The following is a 13,163-nucleotide window of genomic DNA, read 5'->3' on the forward strand; positions in this document are numbered from 1 at the left end:
AACCCCCGAAGTCACGTTCGATGCACGCCAGTTCCCCCCAGCGGGTGATGAGCGTAACCCAGCCCGTGCAGGCGTTCAGGGAATCGGCCGACCGTGCGACCGTCGAGTTGGCACTCCCCGGCGCCCGGGGTGACGATGGACGTAGGGCCGACTGCCCGGGCTTTGGCCGCAGCCTGACAACTCGAGTGGCTCGAAGCGGAGTTAATCCACTCGCTTTCCCGGATGTGATTGTCGAATCCGCATAAAGCGAGCAGTGTGCGGGGCAAGCTCAACGCGTCCTCCCAGGGGGCATCATGACCATCTCCGACGCACAGCTGGCACGGGCCAAGAACATCCGGATCGAACAGGTGCCGCTGCTGCGCAGGAGCCGTGGCGCGACGAACGAGACCCTCCTCGGACTGCCGGACGCCGCGATACGGCGGGCACTGCGCCGCCTGAACCATCCCGATCTGCCCAACGCCCGACGGCTGTTCAGGCTCGAACAGGAACGCGGTGACGACGGCACCGTGCCCGCGCACGCCCAGGGGACCGCCCTCGACCGGATGCGGGCGCGCCTGCAGAGCGGCGAACCCCCTTCCGCCCGGACCGCGGGCGTCCCCACCGGCCCGTCCGGCGACGGCCTCGCCGGTGGCCCGACCCCGACGGCCGGGATGCAGCTCACCGAGTGGGAATGGCTCGGCCCGGGCAACATCGGCGGCCGCACCCGCGGCATCGCGATCCACCCCCAGGACCCGCTGAGGATCTGGGCCGCGAGCGCCGGCGGCGGGGTGTGGCACTCCCTCGACGGCGGTCGGCGGTGGGCGCCCGTCGACGACTTCCTCGGCAACCTGGCCTGCTCCTGCCTGACCATGGACCCGAGCACCCCGACGACGCTCTACGTCGGCACCGGCGAGGGCTTCTCCAACAGCGACGCCCTGCGCGGCAACGGCGTCTTCCGCACCACCGACGGCGTCGACTGGGCGCCGCTCACCGCCACGCAGACCGCGGACTTCCGTGCCGTGACCCGGATCGCGGTCTCCCGCACCGGCGAGGTCGTCCTCGCGGCCACCACGACCGGCCTGTTCCGCTGCGCCGACGCCGAGCGCAAGACGTGGACGCAGGTCCTCGACGTCCCCGTCGGCATCGTCCTCTTCGACCTCACCGACGACACGCGGGCCGTGGCGGGCGCGCTGGACGCGGGCGCGGCCTTCGTCAGCTCCGACGGCGGACAGACCTGGCAAACGGCGACACACGAGAGCAAGCCGTGGTCGGGCCGGGTGGAACTCGCCTACGCGGCCAAGGACCCCGCCGTCGTCTACGCCTCGGTCCAGATGACCAGCGGCCGAATCTGGCGCTCCACGGACGGCGGCCGGAGCTACCACCTCCGCAAGACCCTCGACCACAGCGGCCACGTGGCCGACTACCTCGGCGACCAGGGCTGGTACGGCAACGCCGTGTGGGCCGGTGATCCGACGGACGAGAACCTCGTCGTACTCGGCGGCATCGACCTGTGGCGCAGCACCGACGGCGGCGACCACATCACCGAGATCAGCACCTGGTGGGACGGGCGGTCGGTGCACGCCGACCACCATGCCATCGTCTCGCACCCCGGGTACGACGGGACCGACAACCGCACGGTCTTCTTCGGCAACGACGGCGGCGTCTTCACGGCGGCCGACCTGGCGCGGACCGGCACCGAGCCGAAGGCCCCGTTCGTCAACGGATGGACCGAGCTGGACAACAACTACGGCGTGACCCAGTTCTTCTCCGGAGCCGGCAACCGGCTCAGCGGAAAGATCATCGGTGGCGCACAGGACAACGGCACCCTCTGCTTCGACCCCGCCACGGGGACCGAGGGCTGGCAGCAGATCTTCGGGGGCGACGGGGGCTGGTGCGCCGCCGACCCGGACGATCCCGATGTCTTCTACGGCGAGTACGTCTTCCTGAACATCCATCGCAACACCGACGGCGGCACCAGCGACGACACCGAGGGCGACCGCTACATCAGCGGCCAGTTCTGGAACAACGACATCAAGGACTGGGACTGGAAGCCCCTGCCCTTCCACATCCCGGACGCGAAGAACAACCAGGCACTCTTCATCGCCCCGTTCGCGCTGGACCCCGACAACTCCGACCGGCTGCTCGCCGGCGGTCTGTCGCTCTGGCGGACCAACAACGCCAAGGCGGTCAACACACCCGCGTCCGGGCCGAGTTGGCAGGCCGTCAAACCCAGTGCCGGATCGAAGATCAGTGCCGTCACGGTGGCACCCGGCAACTCCGACCTGATCTGGGTGGGACACGTCAACGGCATGCTGTTCCGCACCGTCAACGGCACGGCGTCGACACCGGCCTGGGAGCGTGTCGGGGCGACCGGGCCCAGCCGCTTGCGTCCCAGCCGCTACTGCACCTGCGTCACCGTCGACCCGCGGGACCTGGAGACCGCTTTCGTCGCCTTCGGCGGATTCGAACCGGACAACCTCTGGGTGACCCACGACGGCGGCGCTCGCTGGATTCAGCTCGCCGAGTCGCTGCCGGACGTTCCGGTCAGGGCGGTCGCCATCCATCCGCGCCGTACCGAACTGCTCTACTGCGGCACGGAAGTCGGGCTCTTCGCCAGCGAGGACGGCGGAGCGACCTGGTCGCCGACCAACGAGGGGCCCGCCAACTGCTCCGTGGACCAGCTGTTCTGGATGGACGAGACGCTGGTCAGCGCCACGCACGGCCGCGGCATGTTCCGAATCGACCTGTCGACGGTCTGACCGGGCCGCGACTCGGCACTCATCGAAGGTGACGGCGATGACACGAAACATGCGGCGGCGGGGCCGGATCGAGGCGGTGGCCGCCGGTCTGTGCGGACTGCTCTTCCTGGTGACGCTGATCTGGCCCGACTGGATCGAGGAAGTCTTCGGAGTCGACCCCGACCAGCACAGTGGCGCCCTGGAGTGGGCGATCGTCGCCCTGGCCCTGTGCGCCACGCTGACGTTCTCCCTGCTCGCGCGGGGCGAGTACCGCAGGGCGCGGACCCTGTCGACCGAGTGACGCAGCGCTTCACGTCCACGTTTCCGGTTCGCGGCGCTTGGACATCCTGTCCGGAACCTCGCCGCCGAGCCCTCTGCACGGACTTCGCCGCCAGCCGGCCCTCAACAGGCGGAAACCCGGGGCGAGTCGGGAATGAACCCGAGGCGACCGCACGTTGACCACCGCCGACCGACTCTTCCGCCTCCGGGTAGAAAGCAGGCTCATGACGTCCTCGCCCAGCACGATGCGCGCCGTCCGGCTCTCCGCTCCCGGCCCCGTGGACAACCTGCGGCTGACCACACTCCCGCTCCCGCCCGAGAAGGACGGCTGGGTACGGATCCGCGTCGAGGCGTTCGGTCTCAACCGCTCGGAGCTGAAGCTCCGGCTGGGCCTGAGCGAGGGCGTCAGCTTTCCCCGGGTGCCGGGCATCGAGGTCGCCGGCACCGTCGACGCGGCCCCGGCCGGCAGTGGGCCGGCTCCCGGGCAGAAGGTCGTGGCGATGATGGGGGACATGGGGCGCACCTACGACGGCGGCTACGCCGAGTACACATCGGTGCCGCTGTCCCAGGTCATCCCCGTCGACACCGACCTGCCCTGGGAGGTGCTGGGCGCCCTGCCGGAGATGGTGCAGACCGCCTACGGCTCGCTCACCGTCGGCCTGGACCTGCGGCCCGGCCAGACCCTGCTGATCCGCGGCGGCACCTCCTCGGTCGGCCTGGCAGCCGCCGCGCTGGCCACCTGGCGCGGTGCCACAGTGCTGTCCACCACCCGGCGGGCCGACCGCCTCGCGCTGCTGTCGGAGCACGGCGTCGACCACCCCCTCCTCGACACCGGCGAGGTCGCGCCCGCCGTACGCGAGCTGTACCCGCACGGCGTCGACGCCGCCCTCGACCTGGTCGGCACTCCGACCCTGCCCGACACTCTGCGCGCGGTACGCGTACACGGCACGGCCTGCTTCGGTGGCAGCCTCTCCAACCAGTGGACGGTCCGGGACTTCTCCCCGAACGAGTACCTGCCGAGGGGCGTACGCCTCGCCGGCTACTTCGGGGACGCCGCCGACCTGCCTCGGGAGGCCTTCCAGGAGATCCTCGACGCCGTCGCCTCCGGGCGGCTGGCCTTCCCCGTGGACCGCGTCTACGACGGCTTGGAGCAGGTGCCGCGGGCCCACGACGACATGGAACACGACCGCGCCACCGGCAAGCTCGTCGTCCGCGTCCGACATGAGGACCGTTGAAAAATCGATCACGGCCGGTGGCTGTCGGCCCACGCCCTTCACGGCATGACGGCACCGGAATCGCGCAGGAGTAGCGTGGTCAAGGGTGGGGACTAGAAGGACAGGCCGGGTGTGGCGGCGTACCCCATGGGGGCCGCTCCGGCCAGGCTTCTCCGGTTCTGCCAACGAGCCGGAGAGGCCGCGCTCAGGTGTGCCCGTCACGCCGCCCACGCCGGGGCGTGGGCCGGCGAGGCCGGTTCGGCCGATGGTGGAGTGTGGGTCGGCGGTAGGGTGGGCCGCACCGAGGGGCGAGGTGGGTGGTGGCGGTGGAGTGGCGGGAATTCGCTGAGGCGATGGCCCAGCTCGCGCGGACGTTGCTGGCGCAGGAGTCGGTGCAGGGGACACTGGACGAGATCGCGGCGTCGGCGGTGCGACTGGTGGACGGCTGTGACGCGGCCGGGATCCTGGCGGTCCGCAAGGGCCGGGCGGTCACGTTGTCCTCGTGCGGCGACGGGGTGGAAGCATCCGACCGCCTGCAGGGTGAGCTGGCGGAGGGCCCGTGCTTCGATCTCGCCGCCCGGGCCACCGGCGGGGACGGGGAGCGGGTGTTCCGGATCGGGGACATCACCGAGCCGCAGCCTGCTTGGCCCCGGTTCGCCGTGGCGGCCCGCGATCTGGGTATCGGCAGCATGACCGGCGTGCTGCTCTACACCCACGACGAGGACTTCGGCGCGCTGAACCTGTACTCCCGCCGCCCGGGCGCCTTCGGCAAGGACATAGAGACCGCCGGCTGGATGCTGGCCTCGCACGCCGCCGTCGCCCTGGCCGACGCCCGCACCATCGACCAGCTCGAGGACGCCATGAAGACCCGGCACGCCATCGGTGAGGCCATGGGCATCCTGATGGAACGCCACAAGCTGAGCGAGGACGAGGCCTTCAACGTGCTGCGCCGCATCTCGCAGCAGCACAACATCAAGCTGCGCGACGTCGCCCAGCGGGTCCGCGGCAACCGCGCCGCCCAGGCCTGACCGCTCCCGCGTCCGCTCGCGGACGGTCAACGTCGGCGCGCGCTGACCAGCCAGGCGCGGGAGTCGAACCAGACGCCGTCGCCGGTGTCGTGCGCGTCGAGAGTCGCGCACAGCCGGTCGAGGGCGCGTTCGGCGGACGCGGCATCCAGTTCGGCGACCCATTCCTTCGCCATGCGCAGCTGGAGTACGGCAGCACGCGCGCTGTCTGCATCCGGGCCGTATCGCACCGGCTCGCGTACGTCGACGACGTCCACCGCCGTGAAGCCGGCCGCGGTGAGAATCCCGGCCACGACGTCCGGGTCGGCCAGCGTGAAGGGGCCGTCGGCCGTCGAGGCGGACGACGTTGACGCGTGCCCGCCGGTCAGCGCCTCCCGGATCGCGGTATGCCATTCCTGGCGGTCGGCGGCCTGCCAGACCAGCTGCACGAAGCGCGCACCCGGACGCAGGGCCCGCCCGATGTTGGCGAACGCGACCACCGGGTCGGAGAAGAACATCGTGCCGAACCGACTGACGCCCAGACTGAAGTACTCCGGCGGGAACGGATGGGCCTGGGCGTCGCCCTGCACGAAATCGACAGTGCGGAGCCCCTCCGTCTCGGTCTGCCGGCGGGCCCGCGCCAGCATGGGACCCGACACGTCGATGCCGAGCGCGCTGCCGGGCGACGCCGCGCGGGCCGCGTCCCGGGTGGTCCGGCCGGTGCCGCAGCCGATGTCGAGGACACGATCGCCGGGACGAATGCAGAGGGCTTCCAGCAGTCGCTCGTGATAGCGAGCGAGCTCCGAGTCGTAGTCGAACAAGGTGACCGTCTCCTCACGCCGCGGGGCCGTCGCGGAGCGCCGGCAACCACCACCTTGCGCCCGCTCGCGCGTACGGTCCGGGATCGACACCGAGTGGCAGCTCTACGGCGATGTCGTACGAGGTCATCCGGCCCTGGCGCGGTGCGGCGAGGGAGCCGACGACCTCGGCGCGCTGGTCAGGGCGATCGAGATGGGCCGGGAGGAGCCGTCGAGTCGTGCAGCACGGCGGACCGGCGCGGCGGTGCCCGGGAATCCGGCGGCCCGGACCGGCACGCCCGGCCGCTGAACGGTGCGGCCAGGGCTCAGGCATCGGCCGCCGCAGCCAGCAGCCGGGCGAGTTCGACCGGCTTGGTGAACATCGGCCAGTGGCCCGAGTCGATGTCGACGAAGTCCAGATGCCTGGTGCGACCGGCCTCGGGCACGTCGCCGGCGTCGATCCACTCCCGGGCCTGGGCGGGGGTGAACTCGGGGCAGATGAGCAGCATCGGGACGTCGAACCTCCGCTCGTCCTTCAGCCGCACCGTACCCTTGGCCACCCTCTCGGGCACGGGGATCGCCGCCGCGGCAATGCGACTGCGTGTCTCCTCGTCGAGGTCGGCGGAGTCCGGTCCTTCGAACGGGCCCCAGCCCGGGAAGGGCATCACGCCGTCCTCGGTCTCGAAGAGGTCGGCGTACGGCTGCCCGTCGGCGGACGGGAAGCCTCCGATGAGGGCCGCCTTGGCGACCCGCTCCGGCCGCGCGTCGGCGGCGAGCCAGGCCAGGGTGCAGGCGGCGGAGTGCCCGACCACCATGGGCCTGTCCGGCGCCGCGTCCACGGCGGCGAGCACGGTCGCCACCTGGTCCTCCAGCGTGGCGGACTCAGCTCCGTCACCCTGACCGGGGAGGGTGAGCGCCACGGGGCGGTGGCCGAGTTCCTCGAGCGCGGGCACGACGTCGTCCCAGGCGGATCCGTCGAGCCACAGGCCGGCGATGAGCAGGATGTCCATGGATCAGTTCTCTTTCCCGTGAAGCCCGTGAGGTCGGTGCCCTCACGCTACGACCGGTTCCGGACAATCCACTTCCGGTATGTCTCGTGACCGCCTAATCTGCTCGGGTGCCGACCGAGCTCAGCCCCACCGCGCGAGCCCTGCGCACCCTCGAGATCCTCCAGTCCCGCACCGCGGGGGTGACGGCCGACGAGCTCGCCGCGTCCCTGGGTGTCACGGAACGGGCCGCGCGCCGGTACGTCGGAATCCTCCGCGAGGCAGGCATCCCCGTGCACTCGGCCCGGGGCCCCTACGGCGGCTACCGACTGGGGCGCGGGGCGCGGCTGCCTCCGGTCGTCTTCACGGAGCCCGAGGCGCTGGGCCTGGTCATGGCGGTCCTCGACGGTCAGCCGGCGGCCGCCGACCCCGGTGCCGACGACCTCGTCGGTGCCGCCCTGGGCAAGGTCATCCGGGCACTCCCGGAGAGCGTCGGCCGGCAGGCGGCCGCCCTGCGCGAGCACGCGTCGGCGGCGCCCGACCGGCACGCGTCCCGTCCGGATCCCGCCCTCACGAGCACGCTCGTCGCGGCGAGCGCGGTGCGACGCCGCGTGCTGGTCACCTACCGCAGCGAGTCCGGCAGCGAGTGGGAGGCCGAGGTGGACCCCTGGGCGGTCGTCGTCCGCTACGGCCGCTGGTACCTCCTGTGCCACTCCCATCGCGCGGACGCGATCCGCACATACCGGATCGACCGGGTCCGCGCGGTCCGGCAGACCACCCACGGTTTCGAGGTGCCCGACGGCCTCGACCCGGTGGCGACGCTGGAGGAGAACCTGGGCACGGGGTGGGAGTTTCCCACCCGGGTGGTGTTCGACGCCCCGATGTCCGAGGTGCTGCCGTCGATCCGTCCGCCCATGGGACGGCTAGAACCCTCGGATGACGGGTGCGTGCTCGTCGGCAGCACGAGGAACCCCACGATGTACGCGCAGGAGTGGCTGGCTCAGCTGCCGCTCGCCTTCCGTGTCGAGGGCGGGCAGGAACTGCGCGCGGCGGTGCAGGCACTCGCCGCGCGTTTCACCGCCGCCGTGACGGACGAGCCCTGAGCGTTCCTCGCGAACAAGTCCTCCTGCGAGGCCCGAAAACCAAGTCCTGGCCATGACTTGCTCTCCGTCAGTCCCGTCGTAATCAAACATTCAAGAAAGGGTTCTCCGTGACCGGCAAAAGGGTCTACCCGCATAGACGACTCGGATGCTGTCATGCTCACGACCGCCCGGAACTCCTGCCGGGCACCCCTCCGGGAGACCCCCCATGCCCCGAATATCCCGCTCCCTGGTCACCGCTCTCTCCTCCCTGGCCCTCGCCGCCGCCGGACTCACGGTCGCAGCCGGCACCGCGCACGCCCAGAGCTGCAGCCAGGACTACCTCCCCCTGCCCGACCCGAGTTGCCAGCCCGGCGACTTCAACCCGGACGTCACCCAGTCCACCATCGGCTCCACCATCTGCGTCTCCGGGTGGACCGCGACCGTCCGGCCGTCCAGCTCCTACACCACCGCGCTGAAGAAGACACAGATCGTCGAGTACGGCTACACGGACACCAGCACCTCGGACTACGAGGAGGACCACTTCGTCCCCCTGGAACTCGGCGGTTCTCCCAAGAGTGCGCTGAACCTCTGGCCCGAGCCGGAGTACGGCACCAAGACCGCCGCCAACAAGGACACCGTCGAGAACAAGCTCAAGAAGGCCGTCTGCGCCGGCACTGTCACCCTCGCCGACGCACAGGACGCGATCGTCACGGACTGGACGACCGCCCTGTCGGACCTCGGCCTGAGCTGATCCCGTCCGCTCGACGCAGGGGCCGGTCTCCTCCTCCGGGAGCAGCCGGCCCCTCTCGGCGTGGCCCCTGTCGTGCCGGAGCCGTTTCGCACGGGGCGGCGACAGGGGTGGGACGGCGGGTGCGGGGTAATCGCGTCTGTACGAAGGCCTTGTCGTGCAGGAGTTGTCGTCGACCTTCTCAGGAGGACAGTCGTGCCTGGCATGTTGGAGAAGATCAAGCAGTTCAGCAGGAGCCCGCAGGGACGCCGCGCCGCCGAGCAGGTGCGCCGTGCCTCGGCCGATCCGCGTCGCCGAGCCCAGGCCCGGCAGCTGCTCGGCAGGCTCCGGGGACGGGGCCACTGAATCGACGTGCGGGGCCACGACCCGTACCGCGCCTCACCCCGATGGGCCCCGCACACCATGCGGGGCCCACACTTTCAACAGGTCGAGTTGCTCTGGGTGAGCAGGCCCAGCCGCCACGGCAGGTTGTTGTAGTCGCCGCCGGCGTTGGGGTCCTTCCCCTGGTACAGGTACTGGAGCTTGCAGGCCGGGATGGTGAGCGTCTGGTCGTAGCCCGCGCGGATCATCTCACCGTGACTGATGTCCCGGGTCCAGCCACCGGCGGGGAACGTCACGTTGCCCGACTTCGCGAACGGGTTGCTCTCGGACGCGGCCAGGGGTGACCAGGAGCCGGCGAGGCTGCTCGCGGTCCAGGAGCGGAAGTAGCGCCGGCCGTCCGAGCCGATGGCCTCGACGAGGAGCAGGTACTGGTTGCTGCCCTGCACCTTGTACACGTTGCTCGCCTCGAACAGGGCGTACTTGGAGTCCTGCGCCGCGATGACGGTGTTGGTGAACCCGTTCGGGAACTGTCCGGCAGTGGTCTGGGAGCGGTAGAGGTGGCCGTTGTCGTCGGAGGAGAACAGATAGCAGTTGGCGCTGTCGCAGATCACCCACATGTCGACCCAGTAGCCGTTGCCGATGTTCTGCCTGATGATGTCCGGCATCGACGAGTAGAAGTTGCGCGGTGCGCTCCACCCGTTGGGGTTGCTGATGTCGGGGTTCGTCGAGTACGAGGCGTTGCCGGTCTGGTAGACGAGGTACCACAGGCGCTGCTGTGTGTTGTAGAAGACCTGGGGCGCGGCCCGGTACCCGGCGCCGATTGCGGTGCGGTCCAGGTAGTGGTGCGTGGCCGAGCCCGCTTGGGACCAGTCGGAGAAGCTCAGGTACACCAGGTTGTACCCGGCCGAGCTCGCGGTGCTCGCGAACAGGTGGTACTTGCCGTTGTAGTAGACGACCGACGGGTCCTTGATCCCCGCGATGTTGTGCGTGGAGTCCGGCTTCGGCGCGATCAGCGGGCCGCTCGAACTCCAGCGGAAGGACGAGGGGAGTGCCGCGGCGGACCGGGGTGTACGGGAGCCCGTCCGCGGTGCCGCGGCGCTGCCGCCCAACGCCGTGAGCGTCGACTGGTAGGCGGGCTTCTTGTTGCCGTTGCGGTCGAAGAGCAGCGGGTTCTCGCCGCTGCGCCAGGAGTCGCTGTCGCGGATGCCCCAGACGGTGATGCCGGTGCAGCGCGCCACGTTCATGCACGCCCTCACCGTGTTCGCGTACGCGGCTGTCGACGCCTGCGCGATGTCCAGTTCGGTGATCTGGACGTCCACGCCGAGCGCGGCGAAGTTCGACAGGGTCGTCTGGAAGCCGGCCGGCGGTCCGCCGGCTCCGAAGTGGGACTGGAGGCCGACGCAGTCGATGGGCACGCCACGCGCCTTGAAGTCGCGCACCATGCGGTAGACGCCCTGGGTCTTGGCGTCGCTCCAGTTCTCGATGTTGTAGTCGTTGTAGCAGAGCTTGGCCGACGGGTCGGCCGACCGCGCGGTCCGGAAGGCCTCCTCGACGAAGCCGGTGCCCAGTACGTCCCGGAAGACCGAGCTGCGCATCTGGCCGCTGCCGCCGTCGGCGAAGGCCTCGTTGACCACGTCCCAGGCGTAGACCTTGCCCCGGTAGTGGTTCGCCACCTGCGTGATGTGGTTGTTCATCACACTGCGCAGGGTGTTGGCGTCCCTGATGGAGCTGACCCAGCCGGGCAGTTGCTGGTGCCAGACCAGGGTGTGTCCGCGCAGGCGCTGCCCGTGCGCCGCGGCCCGGTTGGCGATCTGGTCGCCGGGGCCGAAGTTGAACGAGCCGCGGGAGCGCTCGACCGTGTCCCACTTCATCTCGTTCTCGGGCGTGACCGAGTTGAACTCACGGTCCAGGATCCCGGTGTACGTGCCGTCGCCGAGCCGTCCGGCGGCCACGGCGGCACCGAAGTACCGTCCGGACTGGGCCGCCTGGGCGCCCAGCGTGGAGGCGCGGACGTCGTCGGGCGCGGCGCTCGCGGCGCCGGGGGTGACCAGGGCGGCCACGGCCAGCAGGGATAACACCGAGGCTCGGCGACGGCCGAGCCGCTTCAGCGGGTTCATGGTTCTCCTCGTACGGTCGGGTGGGGGGTTGCGCCGTGCGATCGGAGGGATGGGATCAGGGCGTCGACAGTTCGAACCGCAGGACGCGGACCGCACCGCCGAGTGCCTGGGTGGCGTGGTTGAAGAGGGCGAATCGGTGGCCCATGAAGAAACGCCAGTCGTTTCCCAGGGACAAGGGGGGCCCGAGCCGGGTGAAGGTGGTGCCATCGGTGCTGTAGGAAAAGGTTGCGGTGCGTGCCGCGCCCGGGCGGATGTCCGCGCTCGCCCGCAGCCAGATGACGCCCTGGGACAGCGGCGCGCTCGCGAGTTCGGAGCCGGTGCCGGTGGTGTTCCAACTGCCGTCCATGGTGAGCCCGTTGACCATCGCCACCCGGGTCGTCCCGCCGTCGCGCCTGAGGCCGATCCACGCGGAGGAGTCACGCAGCAGCGCGAGTCCTGCCCGGTCGCCGTCGCGCATCGCCGAGTGGTCGATCCGGACCGTGGCGGTGGAGGTGGGTCCCTGGATGCGGTGGGTGAGCGTGTTGCGGGCCCAGTACAGGTCGTTGGTGACGGTCGCGGTCCGCAGGGTCAGGCCGTTGCCGGCCGACCACTTGGTGTTGTCCGGGTTGTGGTTCCACTCCCACCTCGGATTGAGGGCCGTGTGGTCGAAGGTGTCCACGCCGGTCATGGGGGTGACCTGGCGGGGCGGGGTGGGCACGGCGGGGCCGGGATACGACGCGCCCCAGGCGCCGTTCACCAGTTGGACGACGGGCCAGCCGTCCGAGGTCCAGCCGACCGGTGCGAGGACCGGTACCCGGCCGCCGGGGTAGGCGTCCACGAAGGCCATGTAGTACCAGGCGCCACCCTGGGTCTGCACCAGCCCGCCCTGGTGCGGGACACCGCCGCCGGAGATCGGCCCGCGCAGGTCGAGGAGGACCTGTCGCATCGTGTACGGACCGAAGGGGCCGCCCGACGACTTCAGGATGTACTGGCCGTTGGCAGGGCGGGTCAGGAAGATGTAGTACTGCCCGTTGATCTTGTAGAAGCGGGAGCCCTCCAGGGTGCCGACACTTGACGGTGTGGTGAACACCTGCTGGGTGCGGACCTGGTCGCGGCCGTCGGGTGAGAGCTGGGCCACGCTGATGGTGGTGTTGCCGTACGCCACGTACAAGGTGTCGTCGGTGTCGACGAGCAGGCCCGCGTCGTAGTACGGGGTGCTGATCGTCGTCAGTCTGCTCCACGGCCCCTCGGCGGCGGTGGCGGTGTAGACGTATGTCCTGGCGAAGTCGATCTGGCCGAGCCAGTAGAACGTCCTGTTGCTCGGACGGTAGGCCAGTGAGGACGCCCAGATCCCTCTGACGTAGCCGCGGGCGCCGTTCAGGTCGTACTTGGCGCCGAAGTCCAGGACGGGCACCGAGTGACCGGCGATCTCCCAGTTCACCAGGTCGTACGAACGCAGGACGGGTGCGCCCGGTGAGTAGTGCATCGTCGAGGCAGAGGCGTAGTAGGTGCCGCCGACGCGGATGACGTCGATGTCCGCGAAGTCCTGCCAGATCACCGGGTTCGTGTACTGCGCGGGGGCCGCGGAAGCGGCGATGGGGGAGGGTCCCACCAGAGACAGGAAGCCACCGGCGACCAGGCCGCCGGTGGCGGTCAGCGCCTGGCGGCGATCCATGAATTGGCGAGGACATGACATATCCATGTGTCGTTCTCTCTGCGAGGGAGCGCTGTGGGGGCGGGGCTGTCCTGCTCGTTCGAGAGTGCGAACGTCGACTGACGCGTCGAGCAACCAGGATGATATGTGCCTGACACATCCCGTCAATGCCTCTCGCAGGATTCGCTGTTGAGGCCGAAAGGTTTCGAGGATCTGGGCCCTCCGGGTACGCCGAGGTGAACGGGAGGCGGCCCGTCAGGTGTTG

Annotated in this window: 12 protein-coding genes; 8 read left to right on the top strand and 4 right to left on the bottom strand. The window is 70.2% G+C overall.

Annotation, left to right across the window (positions count from 1 at the left end; genetic code table 11):
* The first annotated feature begins 293 nt into the window (after positions 1–293).
* The 4 genes from BFN33_RS11450 to BFN33_RS11465 all read left to right on the top strand — a co-directional run bounded on the left by BFN33_RS11450 (position 294) and on the right by BFN33_RS11465 (position 5,238).
* Complete coding sequence (locus tag BFN33_RS11450; RefSeq protein WP_069759842.1) at positions 294–2,738, top strand: hypothetical protein; 2,445 nt, start codon at positions 294–296, stop codon at positions 2,736–2,738.
* Positions 2,739–2,775: 37 nt separating this feature from the next.
* On the top strand, positions 2,776–3,018 hold the full coding sequence (locus BFN33_RS11455; protein WP_256122721.1) for an ABC transporter permease: 243 nt from the start codon (positions 2,776–2,778) through the stop codon (positions 3,016–3,018).
* Positions 3,019–3,220: 202 nt separating this feature from the next.
* Positions 3,221–4,231 (top strand): zinc-binding dehydrogenase, encoded by a 1,011-nt coding sequence (locus BFN33_RS11460; RefSeq protein WP_088245321.1) that lies wholly within the window; start codon positions 3,221–3,223, stop codon positions 4,229–4,231.
* Positions 4,232–4,536: 305 nt separating this feature from the next.
* Positions 4,537–5,238, top strand: a complete 702-nt coding sequence (locus tag BFN33_RS11465; protein WP_069760233.1) for a GAF and ANTAR domain-containing protein — start codon at positions 4,537–4,539, stop codon at positions 5,236–5,238.
* A 26-nt stretch (positions 5,239–5,264) separates the two neighbouring features.
* On the opposite strand, the gene BFN33_RS11470 is transcribed toward BFN33_RS11465, so the two are convergent.
* Positions 5,265–6,035 (bottom strand): class I SAM-dependent methyltransferase, encoded by a 771-nt coding sequence (locus BFN33_RS11470; protein ID WP_069759844.1) that lies wholly within the window; start codon positions 6,033–6,035, stop codon positions 5,265–5,267.
* 1 nt (position 6,036) lies between these two features.
* Here BFN33_RS11470 and BFN33_RS52620 point away from each other — a divergent pair, with 1 nt between their 5' ends.
* On the top strand, positions 6,037–6,321 hold the full coding sequence (locus BFN33_RS52620) for a hypothetical protein (RefSeq protein ID WP_141757962.1): 285 nt from the start codon (positions 6,037–6,039) through the stop codon (positions 6,319–6,321).
* 16 nt (positions 6,322–6,337) lie between these two features.
* Here the strand turns inward: BFN33_RS52620 and BFN33_RS11475 are convergent, their stop codons facing one another.
* A complete protein-coding gene (locus BFN33_RS11475; RefSeq protein WP_069759845.1) occupies positions 6,338–7,021 on the bottom strand; it encodes an alpha/beta fold hydrolase in 684 nt (227 codons plus the stop codon).
* Between the two features lie 107 nt (positions 7,022–7,128).
* On the opposite strand from BFN33_RS11475, the gene BFN33_RS11480 reads away from it, so the two are divergent.
* The 3 genes from BFN33_RS11480 to BFN33_RS53120 all read left to right on the top strand — a co-directional run bounded on the left by BFN33_RS11480 (position 7,129) and on the right by BFN33_RS53120 (position 9,172).
* Positions 7,129–8,100: a YafY family protein gene (locus BFN33_RS11480; RefSeq protein ID WP_069759846.1), complete on the top strand. Its 972-nt coding sequence runs from the start codon at positions 7,129–7,131 to the stop codon at positions 8,098–8,100.
* A gap of 205 nt (positions 8,101–8,305) precedes the next feature.
* Entirely contained in the window at positions 8,306–8,830 is a 525-nt protein-coding gene (locus tag BFN33_RS11485) for a hypothetical protein (RefSeq protein WP_069759847.1), read from the top strand.
* 192 nt (positions 8,831–9,022) lie between these two features.
* On the top strand, positions 9,023–9,172 hold the full coding sequence (locus tag BFN33_RS53120) for a hypothetical protein (RefSeq protein ID WP_176742365.1): 150 nt from the start codon (positions 9,023–9,025) through the stop codon (positions 9,170–9,172).
* Positions 9,173–9,246: 74 nt separating this feature from the next.
* Here BFN33_RS53120 and BFN33_RS11490 read toward each other — a convergent pair whose 3' ends face one another.
* Positions 9,247–11,265, bottom strand: coding sequence for a non-reducing end alpha-L-arabinofuranosidase family hydrolase (locus BFN33_RS11490; protein ID WP_069759848.1), 2,019 nt, complete (start codon positions 11,263–11,265; stop codon positions 9,247–9,249).
* A 55-nt stretch (positions 11,266–11,320) separates the two neighbouring features.
* Positions 11,321–12,919, bottom strand: coding sequence for a glycoside hydrolase 43 family protein (locus tag BFN33_RS11495; RefSeq protein WP_256122722.1), 1,599 nt, complete (start codon positions 12,917–12,919; stop codon positions 11,321–11,323).
* Between the last annotated feature and the right edge of the window lie 244 nt (positions 12,920–13,163).

This window comes from Streptomyces sp. LUP47B (genome assembly GCF_001746295.1).
Taxonomy (GTDB): Bacteria; Actinomycetota; Actinomycetes; order Streptomycetales; family Streptomycetaceae; genus Streptomyces.